This window comes from Microcoleus sp. PH2017_09_SFU_O_A (assembly GCF_020738625.1).
In the GTDB taxonomy this organism is placed as follows: Bacteria; Cyanobacteriota; Cyanobacteriia; order Cyanobacteriales; family Microcoleaceae; genus Microcoleus.
Window position 1 is genome coordinate 1 of record NZ_JAEQCF010000035.1, and the last position, 19,744, is coordinate 19,744.

Sequence of the window (19,744 nt, forward strand, 5' to 3'; positions counted from 1 at the left end):
ATGATGGGAAACTATCACGTTCCGTTTTGGAGAGCAGTGGAGGGGGCGACTCCTTCACTGACTTTAATTATTTTGAGAAAAGTAGCCAGTAAGTTAGGTGTAAGCTTAAACCAACTGGGTAGACGGTCTTTGACGACTCCCAGCGAGAGTTAGACTTTGGGTATTACCTAAATCTACTTTGTCCGCAGAATCTCAGTGGCGTTGACTCCCTGAGAGTGTCAACTATCGGAAGACACAAAGCCCAAATATTCCCTGAGAAAGATTTCATAACCCCGTTATTTAAGCTAAATATTAATTAGCTCAAATTAACTGATTGCCACTGCTGATTCAAGTGGCTTTTATCAAACTTGAGTTAAAGATTGTGCAGAAATTGAGTTAAATTCAGCCTGTTAACAATCTCAACGATCAAAACTTCTAAATACGGAGAAATTTTGTATGTCTTTTATCAGCTTTAACCTCCCAGTCAAGCGTTTAGTTCGCAGTTTAATAGTTGTTTGTTTTTGTGCATTGATGTTTGTTTCCAATGCTTTCACAGCTTTTGCCGTTACCAGCAGCCCCACCAAAGGTGAAGCTCAACTTTTGGGGATTGAGAAAGAAGCTCAAAAAGCTGTTTTGAAAGACCCGATGTCTCTGGAAGAAACTCAGAAAAAAGCTAATGAAGGGATTAATGAAGTTCAGGGAGATGCTGACAGCGAGAAGATGAAAAATCCTTCTAATACAAGCGCGACATCCTTTGAGCAACAAGTCAAAAAGGCTGTCAGCAAAATCAAAGACTAATTGGGCAGCTAAGCTGTTGTGCATTTAAACTGTATGTCAAGAAATAATTCAAGTCTTGTGGGATGGGCTTCTAGCCCGTCCCGAATATGCAATTGAAATGCACGACAGGGACACGGCAATGCCGTGTCCTTATTTTTTTGTGTCCGATATCAATTTAGCTCTAGTTTGAAGAATTGAGATCAGAGTGTTTGATCGTTCGGAATGCGAGTCCGCATCGGGAGCATCTCAGTTTTGCATTTATATATAGTGCGAGCTTAAGAGCTCGCGTATTGTACAACTCGCGAGCTCTTAAGCTCGCACTATAATAAAAAAAATGCTTTTTACAAAAATGAGATGCTCCCGTCCGCATCCATTACGCTTGACTAAAGTCCTTACTACAAACCAATTTTATGGTGTTGTTCTCAGAGGATATGATATCAGATAGAATAATAAAGTGGAAATGACTTGGCATCTTTCGGCTTGACGAACACTCTTTGCTGCGGCTGCAACTGCAAGTTATCGAATCTTTCTCTTGTCAAATTAGCATTCAGCACTTGACCGTCATCTAAGGTTAATTCCACCTGAATTTCCCATCCCAAATGAATCAAGCGACTGATTCTTGCCGGCACTGTTGCACTATTTTCGGTAGTTTCAATTACTACGTCGTGAGGGCGCAAGAAAATTTCTGGGTTGGCTGAGTCAAAGCCGTTGTCTTGAAACATTCTCGAACTGCTGGGCAAGACATTCACAGGCCCGATAAAACTCATGACGAATGCACTAGCTGGATGGTCGTAAATTTCTGCGGGTGTGCCTACTTGTTCGATTTTACCTTTATTCATTACTGTAATTCGATCGGCAACTTCCATCGCTTCTTCTTGGTCGTGCGTCACAAAGACTGTGGTAACGTGCACTTCGTCGTGGAGTCTTCGCAACCAAGCGCGCAAATCTTTGCGGACTTTGGCATCGAGAGCTCCAAAAGGTTCGTCTAGCAGTAACACTTTTGGTTCCACAGCCAGGGCTCTGGCGAGGGCTACCCGCTGACGCTGGCCTCCTGAAAGTTGCGACGGGTATCTGTCGCCCAATCCTCCCAATTGGACTAAATTTAACAATTCTTCTACGCGGGATTTGACTTTCGTCGGTGGAGTTTTCTGAATTTCCATGCCGAAAGCAATATTTTTTCGCACTGTCATGTGCTTGAATAGCGCGTAGTGCTGAAACACAAATCCAATTTTGCGGTCTTGGACGCTAGTATTGGTGGCATCTTGGCCTGTCAGCCAGATTTTGCCGGAGTCGGGCATTTCTAAACCTGCAATCAGTCGCAGCAGGGTGGACTTGCCGGAACCAGACGGGCCCAGCAGTGCGACTAGAGAACCTGATTCAATTTTCAAGCTGACTCGATCGAGTGCTTGGAAACTGCCAAACTGTTTTGATACGTCTTCTACAACTATTCCCATAGGAAATTCGGCAACGGATGAGTGTAATGGATTTAACGGATGTTGAGCTTTGAGGTTCGAGGAAAGAGCGAAAAAAGTTAATCCCCGGTTTATGGATAGATTTATGTAAGATTTTATAGCACGATCGCACATCCGTTGCTTAATTTTAGGGTTTTGGCGATCGCACATCCGTTTTTAGATAGGAGATTTTAGATTTGAGATTGACTCTGGAAGATTCAATGCGAGTCTGAAATTTTGGCCTCTCCACCACAGCCCTGCGGGACTTTGTATTGGTTTTTGGGCGGAGTCAATCGATTTTAGATTTTAGATTTTAGATTTTAGATTGAGCCCACGGATAAATTCGGGGGAAGAGAGGATTTTCGATTTTCGATTTGGGATTGATTCCACGGATAAATCACGTGGCGGGTACCACCGTTGAAATTCTTGGTCAAACACCGGAAAATTTACAAAAATCCACGTCAATAACAAAACAACACAATTATTTACCACCAAAGTTGGCGTTTGGTACTACAATGCAGCAAAAGTTCAAGCGTTTTTGACTTCAAAGGCTGAGGGGATAAAGGAAAATGGGAGATGTTAGACCTGTGCCTGTAGGCATAGTTGGCGCTTCAGGTTATGGCGGCGTACAACTGGTGCGGCTGCTGGCGGATCACCCAGCGGCAGAAGTAGTGTATGTAGGCGGGGATAGCAGTGCGGGAAAACCTTTTTCCAGCCTTTATCCGCATCTGACTAACTGCATTGATTTGACTATTGAGGCGATCGACCTAGATAAAATAGCGGCAAAATGTGAAGTTGTGTTTCTGTCGCTGCCGAATGGTTTAGCTTGCCAAATGGCACCGACGCTGATTGAAGGCGGCTGCAAAGTTTTGGATTTGTCGGCTGACTACAGATTTGAAAATCTGGACACTTACAAAGCTTGGTACGGCGGCGAGCGATCGGACTCTGCTTTAGCTGCAACGGCTGTTTACGGTTTGCCAGAATTGTATCGCGATCGCATTAAAGACGCTCAATTAGTAGGCTGTGCCGGCTGCTACGTCACTGCTAGTTTATTAGCCCTGGCCCCCTTACTCAAACAAGGTCTGATCGAGCCAGAAACAGCAATTATCGACGCCAAATCAGGATCTTCGGGAGGGGGCCGCAAAGCCGAAGTTAATCTGTTGTTGGCAGAAGCTGACAATTCGATCGGCGCTTACGGGGTAGGCCGCCACCGCCACACCCCAGAAATTGAGCAAGTTTGCAGCCATTTGGCCGGACAAGATATCAAAGTCCAATTTACTCCCCACTTGATGCCGATGGTGCGGGGAATTCTGGCAACTGTTTACGCAAATTTGCGCGATCCGGGATTGGTGCGGGAAGATTTGATCACCATTTTCAGTGCTTTTTACCGCAATTCTCCTTTGGTAAAAGTGTTACCGGCTGGGGTTTATCCGCAATCTAAATGGGCTTGCGGCACGAATCTTTGTTACATTGGCGTGGAAGTAGATCCGCGCACTGATAGGGTAATTGTGATGTCGGCGATCGACAATTTAATTAAAGGTCAAGCCGGTCAAGGCATCCAGTGCATGAACTTGATGATGGGCTGGGAAGAAACTTTGGGTTTACCTCAATTGGCTTTCTATCCGTGATTATGGGGCATGGTAATTGGTAATGGGGATCAGTGTCAACTTAAGTTTGAAACCATTGATAAATCTCGTTTGTAGCTTAGTCTCGATCCCCCTAAATCCCCCTTAAGAAGGGGGACTTTGAATGCTTCTTGTCCCCCCCTTCTCAAGGGGGGCTAGGCAGGGTGGTTTTATTGTCGTCACACAAATTAGGTACGTAGTTGCGCTTAAGCGCTCTTTATAAGATTAGGAAAGAGCGCTTAAGCGCAACTACGTACCTTCGCCCAAGCGCGAGCCAATCTTTGAGCGATAATTTTGGTAGTTTCAGATTTCTTTTCCCGACAATAAAACCACCCTGCTTCTCAAGGGGGGCTAGGGGGGATCGAGCCTTGGTGGTAAACAGCCATGTGTGACTACGTTTGACCTGGTTGTTGACACCAATTCCCAATTCCCAATTACCCATTACCAAATTTTATTTGGGCCCGTAACCGATCGCACCAGCATAAATTGCCCGATCGCCCAATTCGTCCTCAATCCGCAATAAACGGTTATACTTAGCAACCCGTTCGCTGCGGCACAGAGAACCAGTCTTGATTTGACCGGCGCGAGTCGCTACGGCTAAATCAGCAATTGTAGTATCTTCAGTTTCACCCGAACGGTGGCTGATTACCGATCGATAGCTGTTGCGCTTCCCTAAGTCGATCGTATCCAAAGTCTCAGTCAAAGAACCAATTTGATTCAGCTTAATCAAAATCGAATTGCTAGCTTTCAAATCAATCCCTTTTTGCAAGCGCGTGCGATTAGTAACAAACAAATCGTCACCCACCAATTGAACTCTGCTACCCATTTTCTGAGTTAGCGCCACCCAACTATCCCAATCGTCTTCGTGCAAACCATCTTCAATGGAAACGATCGGATATTGTCCAACCAAACCATCCAAATAATCGATTAATTCTGCTGGCGAATGAGCCACACCGTCATAGGTGTACTTCCCATCTTTGTAAAATTCGCTAGCAGCAACATCCAAAGCCAAAGCAACTTGTTCACCCGGTTTGTAGCCAGCTTTTTCAATTGCCATCATTAACAAATCCAAAGCTTCCTGATTGGAACCCAAATTAGGAGCAAAACCGCCTTCATCGCCAACACCAGTCAGCAAATTTTTGTCTTTTAAGACTTTAGCCAGACTAGCAAATACTTCTGCACCCCAGCGCAAAGCTTCCTTAAAAGAAGGTGCTCCCACCGGTACAATCATAAACTCTTGAATGTCTACGTTGTTGTCGGCGTGGGAACCGCCGTTGATGACGTTCATCAAAGGCACTGGTAAAACGTTAGCCAAAGCGCCACCCAAGTAGCGGTAAAGGGGTATTTGTAAAGTCTCGGCGGCCGCCTTTGCTGTGGCTAGGGAGACTCCGAGAATGGCATTAGCGCCGAGGTTAGACTTGTTGGGGGAACCGTCCAAGTCAATCATAGTGCGATCGATTAATGGTTGGTCGATCGCATCCAGATTAGCCAAAGCGGGAGCAATTTTGTGTTCGACGTTAGCAACCGCTTTCAAAACTCCCTTACCACCGTAACGTTTTTTGTCATCGTCGCGGAGTTCGTGGGCTTCAAAAGAGCCTGTAGACGCGCCGCTGGGCACTTGGGCGAGTCCGACAACACCATTGGCTAGATACACTTCAGCTTCGATGGTAGGGCGGCCGCGGGAGTCGAGGATTTCTCTGGCTTTGATAGATTCGATCGCAGTGTCTTGCATATTAACGATTCCTGACTTTGCTCAAGGTTTGATGACATTTGGCAGTCTGTCGGTTCTCCCACACTGACTGCTGACGGGTAATAGAGTACGCGATCCCGAGAATTATTGGCGCAGAGTTCAAAATATTTGCGGATTTGGGCTACATCCAAGTGTCAATAAGCTGTGCTTGTTGAATATTTGTGGTAATTTTGACAGTCATTTAATTTGTTTAACCGCAAATACACGCACATTTGTTAATTGGAACATTTATTAAAATAAGACTGTCTAGAAAGTTCATATCAATCAATCAGGGAAAACTTAAATGTTAGAAACAAATCTCGGAACAGTTAAAGCCTCAGCTATCGACTCCGATCGAATTATTCCCGATCCACCAAACATCAGATTACTCACAGGGCCTTTGCCAAATCCTAGCGATCCCAACTTTTTTGACCTTACTCCCAACAACGATACAGTTCAATTAGCCAACGGAATTCTCCGCAACACTCCCGGAGGTTTGCGAGCCTTAGCAGGCGACGATTTTGTCCGAGGTTCCGGTGGTGCGGAACTGATGAATGGGAATGGGGGCGCAGATACTTTAATCGGAGGTTGTGGCAATGATACTATTCGCGGCGGTCAAGATTTTGACATACTGTACGGAGAATGTGGCAACGATATTCTCAGCGGCAATCAAGGCAATGATTACGCCTATGGAGGCACGGGAAATGACTTTGTTAGAGGTGGCCAAGGCAGTGATGCTTTAGTAGGAGAAAGTGGCAACGATACTCTAATCGGTGATGCTGGAATTGACAGACTTTGGGGAGGAGAAGGTGCAGATTTGTTTGTCCTCCGGAGAGAAGCTGGAGCAACTTCGCGTGAAATTGGTTCCGATCAACCACGTCCTGCTGGGACTTTTCCTGCTAACGTAGAGCAAGTGCCTGCGGATTTTATTCTTGACTACAATCCAGCGCAAGGTGATGTAATCGGATTGGCGGGAGGACTGACGCGAAATGATATTGTTTTAACGGAAAAGTTTTTAACAATTGGTGATGCGAGAGATTACGCGAGCAGTGGCCCTGTTCCTCCGGGAACGATTCAAACTGCTGATTTTAGATTTCTGGATACTAAGGCGACGGTGATTCGGGAAGCTAGCACCGGCAATATCTTGGGCTTGGTGAAAGATGTTTCGCCGAGTCAACTTCAATTTACCTCTGTGTCTGATAGTGCGATCGCCCTTGGATAGGATTTGTGAAAAAAACCCGGTTTATTAGATGGTCGCGAGTGCCCAGAAACCGGGTTTTTACGAAAATTGTTGGTGACAGCGTAGAAACTCAAAAAAACCCGGTTTCTTAGATTATGCACGGGTGGTCAGAAACCAGGTTTTTATGGACTCGTATCGAGAGGCTTTTTAAGTTTCAGCTTAACATTGGTTCCTTTTTTAAGGACAACTTCACCACCAGGACTAGACAAGACATAAGCCGTTGCTGCTGCACCCCCAGCTAAAGTACCATGCTTGAATTTCGCTTTATCACCAACGAATTTACCGGCCACTGCTCCAGCTAAAATAATGCCAGCATTCTGAACAAACTTGCCTTTGGTTTTGGTTTCTACCTGAGTATTTACTAAGGTAACATCAAGGGGAGCGGCTGCACCATTTGCGAGTTTAATGTCATCAAAAACTAGATGCAAACTCGCTTTTTTGCCTTTAGCTGCTTTGACGACATCTTCCAGATGTCCCTGAATCACGGCATCTTTAAGAGTTTTATCTCCTCCTTTGACTCGCAGAGTAAAACGCTCGTTGTTGCGGTTTTTACCCGTGGATAAATCTTGTTGGAGAATGGTATCAAAACTGGTTCCAGCAGGGATGGCCGCTGCCTGATTTTTTAGCTTACCGGAACTAGCGTTGCTTTGGTTAGCCGGAGCAGAAGTTTTGCCGATCGGCTCGTTTGACTTCTGACAAGCAACAGCGTTACTGAGTAATACGGCACTCAGTAGTAAGGGCATTAACTTTTTCATCGTTTTTTTCTTCAATTCAATAGGCTATAAGAATCAGATTATGCTAAAAATAGCCAACGCGAACATAAAAAAAGCGATATTTTACTAAATTTTTGGGCGATCGCCAAGGGAGCATCTCAGTTTTGCATTTATTATTATAGTGCGAGCTTAAGAGCTCGCGTATTGTACAATACGCGAGCTCTTAAGCTCGCACTCAAAGAAAAAACGCTTTTTACAAAAATGAGATGCTCCCATCGCCAACCATACATGACTACTTATTTTTGACAAATAAATGCTTCTATCGTATATACAGCAAACGATTTAGACTGCCTAACTACCGCGACAGGGGGTAAGTTCCGTTTAAGATTGCCAGAAATCTGCCACATCATATCCCATGTCGCGGAGCATTTGCCGCAGCAAAGGCAAACTCAAACCAATCACATTGGTATGACAACCTTCGATTTTTTCCACAAAAAAGCCGCCTTTGCCTTCGAGTGCAAAACAGCCAGCACAGGCGAGAGGTTCTCCCGTAGCGACATAAGCAGCAATTTGACGCGAGGTAACTTCCGCAAAATAAACTTTTGTAACTTGACAGCGAATGAGCGATCGATCCATTGCCACATCAAAGCTATCAAATCTCGTATCAATTAAAGCATGACCCGTATAAAGTTCGCCAACTTTACCGCGCATTTTTTGCCAGCGCGAGATTGCTTCGTCGGCATCCTTGGGTTTGCCGTGAATTTCACCATCAATGACCAAAATTGAATCGCATCCTAACACTACACACGATTTGGGATTGGGGATTTGCGGGTGAGAATTAGCCAGCAAAAAACTAGCTACAGCGTCAGCTTTTCCTTCTGCTAAAACCTGCACTAATTTAGTAGCATCCCTCATTTTTATTTGCCCTTCATCAAAGTCGCTGGGGCAAATCACAGCTTGAATGCCTGCATTGCTTAGCAGGCTGCGGCGCGCGGGGGAAGCTGAAGCTAATACAAAAGTTGGAGTTTTCATAAGTTAAGAAGTCAGTTGACAGTTGACAGTTGACAGTTGACAGTTGACAGTTGACAGTTATTATTTGTCATTAGTTATTTGTTACCAATAACCTTCCAGGCTCTACCTCCAATGACCAATGCCCAATGCCCAATGCCCAATGCCCACTGTCAAATTACTTTTTAACCCTAATAAACAGAGAAAGATTTAACAACTTTCTCAAAAGCTTCTTTGACTTTCGGCCAGCGTTCTTCGGTAGTGGAAACGTTCAGGGTAAATAGTTTGCCACGGCTGACTGCTACGCTAGCTAAGTTGTGCCGTTGTTGGTTTGGGAGTTTGACGGCGTATTCTAAAATGTAATAGTTTTTCGATCGCGATTCCCGACTTTCTGCATTGACTAATTCAGCTTCGCGGCCGGAATCAGCCGGGGCGATCCTCTTCGAGGGCTTCGCTAACGCACTTTTACTAAGCTTGTATCCCACATCCGTCGGCGTGCCCAAATCTGCGAGAGTTTTGTTCCCAGCCACTGGACTGATGACCACGCTGACATTCTCAGTTTGCTGGATCAAATCGCGGAACACCACATCGGGCCCGTTAGAAACTGCGATCGGCAACCAGCCGTTAGGATAAAGAAATTGATAGCCGTCGCCAGTATCAACGTAGCTTTTGAGTCCGGTAGCTACAGAGACACAACCGGTCAAGCTGAGAGAGAAAACCACCAGAAGTATTGCTGCAATTCGTTTGAGCATTATTTTTACAAGTACCGTAACACTAAAATATTTAATTTAAATTGTCTCATCAAACCTTGCAAAAATAGTTAAGCTATGGATCGCCAATTGTGTATTGCTGGCAAGCCATAGCCGTACAGTTTAATTTTAAACAAAGTTATTACAGGTTAGTTAGCCAGCTAATCAGTCCGTGCTTGGTAGAAACTTCTAAAGCCAAGAGAGAAACAAAACCAATCATGGCAAGTCGGCCGTTCAAGCGTTCTGCGTAGGGTGTAAAGCCTGTGCGGGCTTCATCGTCAATGTATACTTTGGGCTCGATCGCAAAATTGTTCATTTTACCGTCGTTGTCAAGTAGTAAGCCTCTGTCAGCCATGTCAGTGTCCTAAGTTGTTTTTGGTGTAATGTAAACTAATGTAACAGACTTATGAAGAGATGTAAAGGATTATGAGTTTTTTTTTCAAAGTCGCGACTCAGATACCAGTTTCCCCCAAAAATCCAACGGGCTGACAAGCTCGAAACCCCTATAGAATAAGTAATTCCCAACCTAAAATCTCAAATCTTAAATCTCCAATGGCATGACTGTAGACAGTAGACTCACGGCCCCGGAGGGGGGAGGATAGAGTTGAGAGGCGCAAAAATCGATGGTGTGGCAAATCCCAGTCTGGGTTTGACGAAAATAGTGGAAGAATGGAGGAAAAATTTATGCGGGCCAGTCTGGAAATGCGGTGGTTTTATAGCGGTGCGCTGCCAAAACCGATCGGGCAATGGTTTGGAAGCGAGAGTCTGGGCGGGTATCTATCCCCGCCTGAAGAGCGAGAAGATTTATATTTGCTGATACCTAGTTGCGACTACTTGGGAGTAAAACTGCGCGGGAAAAATTTACAAGTAAAGTGGCGGCAGGAAGAATTGGGGGTGATGCAGTTCGGCAACCGCTGGGAAGGCAAAGTCGAGAAATGGCTGAAGTGGATATGTGCCGACACGATGGCGCCAGTACCGGCGGATATAATCGCAACTGGAAAGTGGGTGAGGGTGAAAAAAAAGCGAGCCCAGCGTCTTTACCAAGTTTCTGCCCCGGGCGTGCTGATGTCTGTGCCTGTCGAAGCCCCAATTCCCCAAGGCTGTATTGTAGAAATTACTCAGTTAAATGTTAACGGCACTGCGTCGTGGACTTTGGGATTTGAAGCGTTTGGTAGCGAAGGTTTTTTGACCGAAAGTCTGGAAACAGTAGCTAATTGGACGAGCAAAAGTTATCAGGCGCAAAAGTTGAAAGCTGAGGATTCTTCGGGTTATCCGATTTGGCTGGCTGGTAAGTAATATCAAATCCCTTTGAATCATACCGCCTGTATTCTTTAGTTCTCATCTGTTGGGACGAAAAATAAGACGGCGGTTGAAACCGCGTCTACACAAACTAAGTCCGCCTCCGCGGACTGAAGAAAATAACGCAATTTTAACCGCCCGGTCTTTCTTCTATTCGCCTTCTCCTATTCTCCCCACTTTGGCAGAAGTTCTGAGAATTTGACAAGCCAAAATCGCCGCCCCAAACCCATTATCAATATTAACCACACCCACACCAGCCGCACAAGAATTGAGCATAGTTAAAAGAGGAGCAATCCCGCCAAAACTCGCGCCGTAGCCTACACTCGTCGGCACAGCAATCACCGGACAATCCGCCAAACCTGCAACCACACTCGCCAAGGCACCTTCCATACCCGCAACCGCAATCAACACATCAGCATCATCAATTACGTGGCGATTACTTAGCAAGCGGTGAATGCCGGCAACTCCCACATCCCACAAACGCCGAACCCCAAAACCGCAGAGTTCCGCAGTCACAGCCGCTTCTTCCGCCACAGGCAAATCCGCTGTTCCAGCACTGATAATAGTCACTGTACCCGGATGCTGGGGAGTGGAGGATTTATCAGAAATTGCACAAATTCGAGCTGTTTGGTAGTAGCACAAGTCGGGTATTTTTTGCTGCAATTTCTCAAAAACCTCTGGTTCAATTCGCGTCGCCATCACCGCAGGATTTCGGCCGCGCATCGCCCCGATAATCTCAACAATTTGGTCTGGCGTTTTTCCGGGGCCCCAGATGACTTCGGGAAAACCGGTTCTTAAGGTGCGGTGGTGGTCAATTTTGGCAAAATCGCCGACTTGTTCAAAGTCAAAATGCTTTAATTTGTCCAAAGCTGCGATCGGGCTAACATCGCCCGCCGCCACAGATTCGAGTAACTTCTGTAAAATTTCAGGTTCCATGAACTAATGATATCTTCTGGGCTCAAACAACACTTAAGATGGGTTCGTAGTAAGGACTTCAGTCCTTCTTTCTGAGGACTAAAGTCCTCACTACTTAAGATGGGTTCGTAGTAAGGACTTTAGTCCTTCTTTCTGAGGACTAAAGTCCTCACTACGAACCAATAATGACTATTCTGCAATTTTCAGTTCATACAAATTCCAGAAAGCACCGCCGAGAGCACTATAGCGAATTCCCGAAACGCGATCGCGCACCGCCTCAAAAGTCAGCGGATTCACCATATAAATAAAAGGCACTTGTTCCGCGATAATCCGCTGCGTCTCCCCATACAGTTCCTTGCGCTTCGCCTCGTCAAGCTCCTGAGAAGCCTTCACATACAAGTCATCAATTTTCTGCTCCCAGTCGTAAACTTCCCGACCTTTAATCGGCGGTTCTCCAGCTTGCGGGCCCTGGTTGAAACTGTGCAAAGTCCCCTTGACTGACCAAATATTGTAACCGCTGTGCGGTTCAGTACCTCCGGTAAAACCGCCGAGGTAAGTATCCCAATTTTTAGTCAGGCGCAGCTTTTCCACATAAGTGTTAAAACTCAGGAACTGCGTATCAACTTCCATCCCCAGTTTACCCAAATCTTGCTTAATTTGCGTTCCCATTTGCTCCCGCACTTTTTTGCCTGCGGCCATCAACAAAGTAAACCGCACTTTGTTGCCCTCAGCATCCAACAATTCGCCGTTACTATTATACTTGAATCCTGCACTTAACAGTAACTCTTTCGCTTTTTCCAGATTGTAACTGTAAGTTTTTAATCCCTGTTCTGGAGACAAGTAGAACGGACTTTGCGCGGGTATCGGCGAATGTAGTGGTGCGCCCAGCCCGCGATAGATATTGTTAGTCATGGCGTCGCGGTTCATGCCATAGGCGATCGCCTGTCGAAACTCCTTACTCAAAAACCACTTAGACTTAATCGGGTCTACAAACGGCTGATTTTGAGCGTTACGCCCCTTATTCAGATTGAAACACATAAACACGCTGCCAGTGTCTGGGCCGCCGTTGAATATCGTATATTTGCCGCGTTTTTCCTCCCGTTTCAGCAGCGGAAACACCTCCGGCTGCACGTCCAGAGTATCCAAATCGCCCGATCGAAAATTCAGCAGTTGATTGTCAGTATTTTCGATAATTTGCCAGACAATTTGCTGGATGTAAGGCTGACTGTTACCCTCTGTATCTTTGCGCCAAAAATAGGGATTTCGTTCCAAAACAACGCGCTGGTTGGGAGTATAGCTCAGCATTCGGTATTGGCCGTTACCGACAATTTTTTTGGGGTCAGTATCCGTACCCCAAGCAGACAGGAATTTAGGCTTGCCGTCTGCCTCTGTCTGGGTGGCAGCTTCCTGCAAGATATGAGCTGGTAAAATCGGTATTCCCCCAGCAAATCTAATAAAAGGAGCAAAAGGTTCTGGCACTGAAAATTCAATGCGGCGGCTGTCAATTTTTTTGAGTTTTGGTAATTGACGGCTGATGCCAACTCTCAGATTATCTTTCAAGCCGCTAGGAATTTTTTCATTGAAATAAATCTTTTCATAGCTGAATATAATATCATCAGTTGTCATCGGTTCGCCGTCCGACCATTTCAATCCTTCTCGCAGGGTGAAGACAATCTTTTTGCCATCTTTAGAAACTTCCCAGGATTCAGCTAAACCGGGTTCTAGTTTCGATGTCACCCCGTTTTCGTTGAGCAATCCCTCGTACATATAGCCAAACACGCTGTATGCAGACTGATTTAGCGGGTAGTTAAACGTAGCCGGGCCGCTGGGGGTGGGAACGACGAGTCTGTTTGCTAAGTTAGTCGATCGGGCTGGAGTGCACGCAGACAGAGTTATCGCGGCAATTACCGCCAGTAAAATCAAGAGCGATCGTAGTTTTGAATATAACATCGTAGAATTTTTCATAGCTTTTAAATATACCATTTCCGTCCAACTACGACTGAGATTGCAACCACCCTAGAAAGTCTTCAGTACGCGAAAAATACTTGGTTATCCCTACTTCCCGCAAAGCATCTTGAACTGATGGCAGACCAAATTCCTTTGTATTATTGCTCAAAAATACCTTAACTTGATTAGGTTGTAAGTGTGCATGGTTCAAAATGCAGTTGAGAATTAAATTGTCTGTCGGGTCTTCTTCAATAAAAATTGAATCCAAATTTTCTCGAAGTATTTGCGCTGTTAATTGGATCATTTCTACCTTGGCAACCAACAAATCAAGAGCATTAAAAAGACGTGCATTAATATCATTGAGCAGCCCCTCATTCTCGGTGAGGGCTTCCTCTAAGTGGAAGACAAGAGACTGGGCAGATGGTGAAGTTTTATCTCGCTTTAGCTGACTGATTTGTTTTTGCATTTCACCGAAAAAACGGTTGCGTCGCTTGATCTCGTCTTCTAAAGCTGATAGTGCTTCCATGCAGCAAATATCTGGTATTGCTATGTTGACTGATGTCGGTACACTTAACAACAAGTTGTTAGCATCAGGGTCGCGTCCTGTAGCAATGCTCATCAAAAAGTTAGTCTCGATATATAAAATTGCCACCAATTTCTACTCCTGATTTTGTCGTTCCACCTGCTAGCAGTGGCAGCAAACCGATTTGTTCTATCTGTTCTGACGCAGTTGGAATCTCAGACTTCCAATTATAAGCTAAGTCGCGCAGCCATGCTTCAATCAATCTTGTTAGGTATCGCTTAAATATCCGCTTGTTGTGAAATTCCGGCTCATAATTGCGAAGTATCTCACCAGTGTTTAGAGAACAAACAGGTTCAGATAAATTTACTCCGTCCCATTTGAAAATCAGAATTTGTTCGGTGTCAACAAACATGGCATAAGGAATGAGTGTGCGTTCTTCGGACATTTTTGCCAAGGCAGCTTTCATCCAAGATATCATGCGATCGGTAATCTTCTGCTTGGCTGCTGTTTCTTGAGCTTGAATAATTTTGACTTCAATCAGCACGACTACCCGATCGTCCTTATCGAGAGCGATGATGTCAACGTCGATTGGGGTTTCGATTTTCAAGTTTTCGGCAAGCATAGATTTGACTCCTAAATTAGCGGAAAATTGTCATAACCTGACAACTATTTTAGCATTAACAAAACTACAGCATAGGCTGCAATTCCTTCCTCTCTCCCCACGGGCCCTAACTTTTCGTTGGTAGTAGCTTTGATGGCAACTTGGTCTGGTTTTAATTGTAGGACAGCAGAAAGGCGATCGCACATTTGCTTAATATGCGGTTTCAGCTTCGGACGTTCGGCCACAACCACCGAGTCAATATTGCCAATTTCCCAGCCTTTATCTAATATTAACTGATTGACTTGTGCCAGCAACACGAGACTGTCTGCACCTTTCCATTTTGGGTCAGTTGGCGGGAAATACAGGCCGATATCTCCCAAACACAGAGCTCCCAGCATCGCGTCCATAATCGCGTGGGTGAGTACGTCTGCGTCGCTGTGTCCTAATAAGCCTAATTCGTGGGGAATGTGGACGCCACCGAGGATCAAGGGGCGTTCTGGAACTAAGCAGTGAATGTCGTAACCGTTACCGATGCGGATGTTCATGTCATTCAGTTGACAGTTGACAGTTGACAGTTGACAGTTGACTTCGGAGGGGCCACCTTTACCTAGAAGTCCGAGGATTGGAGTAATGAATAATCTGATTTTAATTTTTCCAGATCGGGGTTTGGGCTTTAAACCAATTCTTTTTGGTGAATTTTAGGTGGCTAAAAAGCAGACAGTAGAGTATTATGTCATAGTCTGTGTGGATATGAGTAGGTTTTTTGGGCGACTGACTTGTTTTATGTTTCGGGCGATATTGGAGGAATGCGATCGGCTGTTAAAATTACTACTTTCCCATCTTCCCACACAGCAATAGATTCACCTAATTTGCGGTGTCTTTCAATAGCTGCTGCAACTGCCGCTTTCACTCCAACATTAATCTTTGTAGATAAAAGTTGTCTTGGTTTTGATTGTTTCATTTTATTTTTGAGTTATTTGATTCCAGCTTTCAATATTATAGATTATCTGTTCTTCCTCGATACTCCCTTCTGCTACTAACTGAGCCGTTTCGTGAGAGTTGTCATAGATAATCCAATTGTCGCACAGTGGCAAATACAGAGCTATCAAATTTCGCAGTCCTCTGTCATAGCGGCGGCGGATAACATCTTCTGGGATAGAATGACCGCCGCTAGCTACCCGTCGGGCTACTCTTGCTACGGCCAGTTCGGGCGATCGCAGCCAAAAGTAAATTAGGTTAATTGTATAATCTTTTGTTTTACAACTTCTGAGAAAAGTTGCAAAGCTACGGGCTGCTAGAGTAGTCTCAAAAGCAAAATCAGTTCCAGAATTAGATAGTGTTTGCAGTCTTTCTAGCATGATTCGTCCGGCGGTAATCGCTACCGACTCGGGATTGAATGGCGAAAGTGCAGCCGCAATCGCGTCTGCATTGACATATTCAAAACAGTCGAGAAAATTGGGCAATAAACTCATTGATGCAGTGGTTTTGCCGGAACCGTTAGCGCCACCAATTATGTAAAGATTCGGCATAAGTTTAGCATAAATTAATCAGGCAGGACTTAGGTTTTGTATGGTGCGTAGCTTGCACCTTATATCATTTTGACAAAAGATTGCTATACAATAAATAAAGTTGTGTTTGTTTGTCAAACTATTGTGGTCAGGTGCGTCGCTCTTAAATTGTCGATATGTAACTAGGAATTGTTCGTGGCGACACACCCTACGACCACTTTAAGCTGCGGTATATCTATCAATCAAAGATTGATGCAATGCTAGTCTAAGCAACCCGAATCAAATCTGGATAAGCACCCAACAAATCATCGCCTGTCAAACTATCCGTTTCCTGCTGCGGACTCCAAATCACCTCTAAAACCAGCAGATTCTCAGCAGGAGTCGCCGCCGATTTTTCTAACACTGCTTTCAACTTCGCAACATCGCGAATGTCTCCAAACAGCGGTCTGCTATTCTCTGTCCCTATCAAAAACGTGACTGTAATATACTCTCCAGGCTCTTCATCGCCAGCACTAACAGACTGTCTGCGACGGATATCGCCATTCACCATACTCAAAGTTTCCACACTTAATTTGCTGCGTTCTTGCATCGAAATTTGATTGAATATTTGCGTTGCTTGTTCTCGACTTTCGACTATCTGGGAATTCGCACAAACGTGAGTCCACTTTTCTCGATTTCGCAAAACAATCAAAACAGCTTCTTGCAAAAATTCCGCACGTTGATTAGCATTTTTTATGTCAGAACTTAACGTTAGTTCAGTTAGCTGACTGGGAACTTCGCGAGCTTCTGCCAACATGGCAATTTGCAACTTAGTGACCGCAAAAATTTGTTTTTTAGATTCTTTGGCAGGGTGTTGTCGATAATAGTAAATACAGTAAGCAATTAACGCAACGCAACCTCCAGCAACAAACAGCCAAAACACTACAATTTTCCAATCATCATCAGATTCCGAACTCGGAGGGTTATTCGAGTTATTGTCAGTGGTAATTGGTGCTGGTGCATTGACTGCTGGTTGTTGCTCTGAACCTATATTTGGCTGACTGTTATCTGGATTGTCTGAAGTTGGCGAATTGGGATCGCTGTCGCCCGAATTATTATTAGTGGTAACTGGTGCTGGATTGACGGCTGGTTGTTGATTTGAACCTGTGTTTTGCTGACTGTTACCGGAATTATAAGGAACTACATAACTCGGCCCTGAATTATAGGTGCGCTGCTGGATAATTACAGTTCTGTTATTGCTAGATTGTGGCGGAATCGGAGGGTTAGGTGCGGCGACAGGTGCAGGTGCGGCGGGCTTGTCAAAAGAGCCGCTGCGAACTCTTCCGCCAGTGTTGCTGCTGTTGCTGGGGCGGCTGGGATTGGAACTAGCAGCACTATTCGATCTGCTGTTACTGGAACTAGAAGAACTAGAAGAATTAGGTGAGGTATTGCTAGAACGGCTGGAACTGGAAGAAGAACTAGAAGAAGAACTAGAAGAACTCGATCGCCCGCCACTACTTCCTCCACTGCTGCCGCCGCTGCTTCTTGCCAAAGCTTCCTGGTTAATATTTAACCATTTGCCACCGCTGCTGGGAGTTAAATTTACAGTAACTTCACCCGCGAGCAAAAAGCCGATCGCCCAACAGCACAAAAGTTGATTTTTTAGCATAAATTCTCTGGGAAAAAATCCAGTGTTAAATCAAGAACGTCAACAGCCCACAGCCCACAGCCTACAGTTAATTAATCCGCTAGCAAATCCGGGCGGCGCGATCGAGTTCTTTCAATTTGCTGTTCCTTGCGCCAGCGAGCAATTTCTGCGTGATTACCAGACAGCAACACGTCGGGTACCTTCAATCCCCGAAAATCGGCCGGCCTAGTGTACTGCGGATAGTCCAAAAGTCCGTCTTCAAAACTCTCAAATTTCAGCGAATCTTCCTTGGCCACGGTTCCCCGCAACAATCGCAAAACCCCATTAATCAAAGCCAAAGCCGGAATTTCCCCGCCTGTGAGCACAAAATCGCCTAGAGACACCTCGCGAGTTACCAAGTGCAGCACTCGATCGTCCACACCCTCATAATGGCCGCAAATCAACACCAACTGATCGCACCCGGTGGCGAACTCCCGAAACATCGGCTGCTGCATCGGTTCGCCCTGGGGAGTCAGCAAAATCACCTCCCGTCTCGGCAAAACCGGTAGCGATTCCACCGCAGCAAAAATTGGTTCCGGCTTCATCAGCATCCCCACTCCGCCCCCGTAAGGTTCGTCATCGACTCGCTGGTGCTTGTCTGTGGTAAAATGGCGGGGATTGACAAAATTTACCTCAGCAATATTTTTAGCTAAGGCTTTGCCCATGAGTCCCGATGCTAGGGGAGCCAGGAAAAATTCTGGAAACAGGGTAACTACGTCAAATCGCACAATTATTGGAATTTATTGATACATCACCTCTAGTTTGACCCGGAGAGGCCGATCGGTTTTCAGTAATTGCTTTATTCTTTATAATTTCTTATAATTTCTGAGAATTTTTGCCACTTAAATTCTCTTCCTTTGTCCGCGAGCCGATTTTGTACAACAATCATCTGTTCTCAGGACGGTGACTTGTGTAAAATCGCCCTTAAACAACTGCGCGATCGCGCGATCGCACCTTACTCGCACCAAAAAATATTTACTCTTAAAAAGCCCCATTGTACTCACAGGCACGGCAAAATTTAATTTCACATCTCACAGAGGAAGACACACCATGCAGCAGTTGACATCTCAAGCCCTAGAACACAATCTTTCCCAGCGCACGAAAACCTCGATTATGGTCATCGGAGGAGCCGAAGACAAGGTTCACGGGCGAGAGATTCTGAATACCTTTTTTTGCCGTGCTGGGGGTACAAACGCTCGGCTGGCGATCGTTCCCTGCGCTTCCCGAGATCCCGAAGGAATTAGCAACCGCTATCGCACCATATTTGACGAAATGGGCGTGAGTGCCGTCAAAGTCATTGACATCCGCGAACGCGAACAAGGCGAAAACCCCGTCTGGAAAGATTACTTGGAAGACTGTACGGGCGTATTCATCACAGGTGGCGACCAACTGCGGCTCTGCGGGCTGCTGGCCGACACTCCGCTGATGGAAAAAATTCGCGAATATACTCTCTCGGGTAAGATTACCCTCGCCGGCACCAGTGCGGGTGCTGCGGTAATGGGATATCACATGATTGCAGGTGGCGGAAGCGGCGCGTCACCCAACCGCTCTTTGGTAGACATGGCAAACGGACTTAACATTATTCCCAATATCATCGTAGACCAGCATTTTCACAATCGTAACCGCATGGCTCGCTTGTTGTCGGCTGTGGCTTGTCATCCCGATCGCCTCGCTATTGGTATTGACGAAGATACCTGCGCTTTGTTTGAGGGAGACGATACTATGAAGGTTCTAGGTAAAGGCACGGTGACTATTGTTGATTCTAGGGAAAGTTTTTATACCAACGAGGCAATGGTAGCAGCGACAGAACCCTTAAGTCTGTTCAATATGCGCTTGCACGTCTTGTGTCACGGAGATTGCTACAATATGCCCCTAGGCAAACCAATGCCATCGGCAGCCTGTTCCGAGTCTGGCTGGCCTTTGGAATGCCGCACAGCAAACTAACGCAGGATATCAGAGTCATCGATCGGGCAGAAAGTATGCGGCATTTGGGCCCAATCAAAGATACAACAGA

Annotated in this window: 20 protein-coding genes; 5 read left to right on the forward strand and 15 right to left on the reverse strand. The window is 45.5% G+C overall.

All coding sequences use genetic code 11. From position 1 onward, the window contains the following. Window positions 1-435: 435 nt before the first annotated feature. Window positions 436-777 (forward strand): low temperature-induced protein, encoded by a 342-nt coding sequence (locus JGK16_RS14485; RefSeq protein WP_293203199.1) that lies wholly within the window; start codon window positions 436-438, stop codon window positions 775-777. Between the two features lie 416 nt (window positions 778-1,193). Here the strand turns inward: JGK16_RS14485 and JGK16_RS14490 are convergent, their stop codons facing one another. Continuing rightward, entirely contained in the window at window positions 1,194-2,210 is a 1,017-nt protein-coding gene (locus JGK16_RS14490; RefSeq protein WP_293180814.1) for a sulfate/molybdate ABC transporter ATP-binding protein, read from the reverse strand. 566 nt (window positions 2,211-2,776) lie between these two features. Between JGK16_RS14490 and argC the strand changes: the two genes are divergently transcribed. Continuing rightward, a complete protein-coding gene (argC, locus tag JGK16_RS14495; RefSeq protein ID WP_293180817.1) occupies window positions 2,777-3,835 on the forward strand; it encodes an N-acetyl-gamma-glutamyl-phosphate reductase in 1,059 nt (352 codons plus the stop codon). A 448-nt stretch (window positions 3,836-4,283) separates the two neighbouring features. Here the strand turns inward: argC and eno are convergent, their stop codons facing one another. Next, window positions 4,284-5,573 (reverse strand): phosphopyruvate hydratase, encoded by a 1,290-nt coding sequence (eno, locus tag JGK16_RS14500; protein WP_363319160.1) that lies wholly within the window; start codon window positions 5,571-5,573, stop codon window positions 4,284-4,286. 292 nt (window positions 5,574-5,865) lie between these two features. On the opposite strand from eno, the gene JGK16_RS14505 reads away from it, so the two are divergent. Then, complete coding sequence (locus JGK16_RS14505) at window positions 5,866-6,783, forward strand: calcium-binding protein (protein ID WP_293180823.1); 918 nt, start codon at window positions 5,866-5,868, stop codon at window positions 6,781-6,783. Between the two features lie 140 nt (window positions 6,784-6,923). Here the strand turns inward: JGK16_RS14505 and JGK16_RS14510 are convergent, their stop codons facing one another. The 4 genes from JGK16_RS14510 to JGK16_RS14525 form a co-directional block, all read right to left on the reverse strand. Beyond that, window positions 6,924-7,556: a hypothetical protein gene (locus JGK16_RS14510; protein ID WP_293180826.1), complete on the reverse strand. Its 633-nt coding sequence runs from the start codon at window positions 7,554-7,556 to the stop codon at window positions 6,924-6,926. Between the two features lie 339 nt (window positions 7,557-7,895). Then, window positions 7,896-8,546 carry a nucleoside triphosphate pyrophosphatase gene (locus JGK16_RS14515; protein WP_293180829.1) on the reverse strand — a complete coding sequence of 217 codons (651 nt, stop codon included), beginning with the start codon at window positions 8,544-8,546 and terminating at the stop codon, window positions 7,896-7,898. A 167-nt stretch (window positions 8,547-8,713) separates the two neighbouring features. Continuing rightward, a complete protein-coding gene (gene psbP / locus JGK16_RS14520; protein ID WP_293180832.1) occupies window positions 8,714-9,274 on the reverse strand; it encodes a photosystem II reaction center PsbP in 561 nt (186 codons plus the stop codon). Between the two features lie 139 nt (window positions 9,275-9,413). Further along, window positions 9,414-9,626 carry a chlorophyll a/b-binding protein gene (locus tag JGK16_RS14525; protein WP_293154096.1) on the reverse strand — a complete coding sequence of 71 codons (213 nt, stop codon included), beginning with the start codon at window positions 9,624-9,626 and terminating at the stop codon, window positions 9,414-9,416. 329 nt (window positions 9,627-9,955) lie between these two features. Between JGK16_RS14525 and JGK16_RS14530 the strand changes: the two genes are divergently transcribed. Continuing rightward, a complete protein-coding gene (locus tag JGK16_RS14530) occupies window positions 9,956-10,567 on the forward strand; it encodes a hypothetical protein (RefSeq protein WP_293203202.1) in 612 nt (203 codons plus the stop codon). A gap of 153 nt (window positions 10,568-10,720) precedes the next feature. On the opposite strand, the gene larB is transcribed toward JGK16_RS14530, so the two are convergent. The 9 genes from larB to trmD form a co-directional block, all read right to left on the reverse strand. Next, window positions 10,721-11,506, reverse strand: coding sequence for a nickel pincer cofactor biosynthesis protein LarB (larB, locus tag JGK16_RS14535; RefSeq protein ID WP_293180839.1), 786 nt, complete (start codon window positions 11,504-11,506; stop codon window positions 10,721-10,723). A 168-nt stretch (window positions 11,507-11,674) separates the two neighbouring features. Further along, window positions 11,675-13,435, reverse strand: coding sequence for an ABC transporter substrate-binding protein (locus tag JGK16_RS14540; protein ID WP_293191117.1), 1,761 nt, complete (start codon window positions 13,433-13,435; stop codon window positions 11,675-11,677). A gap of 43 nt (window positions 13,436-13,478) precedes the next feature. Further along, complete coding sequence (locus JGK16_RS14545; RefSeq protein ID WP_293191115.1) at window positions 13,479-14,084, reverse strand: PIN domain-containing protein; 606 nt, start codon at window positions 14,082-14,084, stop codon at window positions 13,479-13,481. Beyond that, window positions 14,059-14,577, reverse strand: coding sequence for a hypothetical protein (locus JGK16_RS14550; protein ID WP_293180848.1), 519 nt, complete (start codon window positions 14,575-14,577; stop codon window positions 14,059-14,061). The genes JGK16_RS14545 and JGK16_RS14550 overlap by 26 nt, the downstream gene beginning before the upstream one ends. Before the next feature lie 44 nt (window positions 14,578-14,621). Continuing rightward, the gene (gene ispF / locus JGK16_RS14555; RefSeq protein WP_293191113.1) at window positions 14,622-15,101 is read right to left on the reverse strand and encodes a 2-C-methyl-D-erythritol 2,4-cyclodiphosphate synthase; all 480 of its coding nucleotides are present in this window, start codon (window positions 15,099-15,101) and stop codon (window positions 14,622-14,624) included. A gap of 236 nt (window positions 15,102-15,337) precedes the next feature. Further along, window positions 15,338-15,517, reverse strand: coding sequence for a hypothetical protein (locus JGK16_RS14560; protein ID WP_293180854.1), 180 nt, complete (start codon window positions 15,515-15,517; stop codon window positions 15,338-15,340). 1 nt (window position 15,518) lies between these two features. Then, complete coding sequence (locus JGK16_RS14565; protein ID WP_293180857.1) at window positions 15,519-16,085, reverse strand: zeta toxin family protein; 567 nt, start codon at window positions 16,083-16,085, stop codon at window positions 15,519-15,521. Between the two features lie 244 nt (window positions 16,086-16,329). Beyond that, window positions 16,330-17,712, reverse strand: coding sequence for a DUF1517 domain-containing protein (locus tag JGK16_RS14570; RefSeq protein ID WP_293180860.1), 1,383 nt, complete (start codon window positions 17,710-17,712; stop codon window positions 16,330-16,332). 71 nt (window positions 17,713-17,783) lie between these two features. Beyond that, the gene (trmD, locus tag JGK16_RS14575; protein WP_293180863.1) at window positions 17,784-18,458 is read right to left on the reverse strand and encodes a tRNA (guanosine(37)-N1)-methyltransferase TrmD; all 675 of its coding nucleotides are present in this window, start codon (window positions 18,456-18,458) and stop codon (window positions 17,784-17,786) included. A 322-nt stretch (window positions 18,459-18,780) separates the two neighbouring features. Between trmD and JGK16_RS14580 the strand changes: the two genes are divergently transcribed. Next, window positions 18,781-19,674, forward strand: a complete 894-nt coding sequence (locus JGK16_RS14580) for a cyanophycinase (RefSeq protein ID WP_293181166.1) — start codon at window positions 18,781-18,783, stop codon at window positions 19,672-19,674. Window positions 19,675-19,744: the final 70 nt, after the last annotated feature.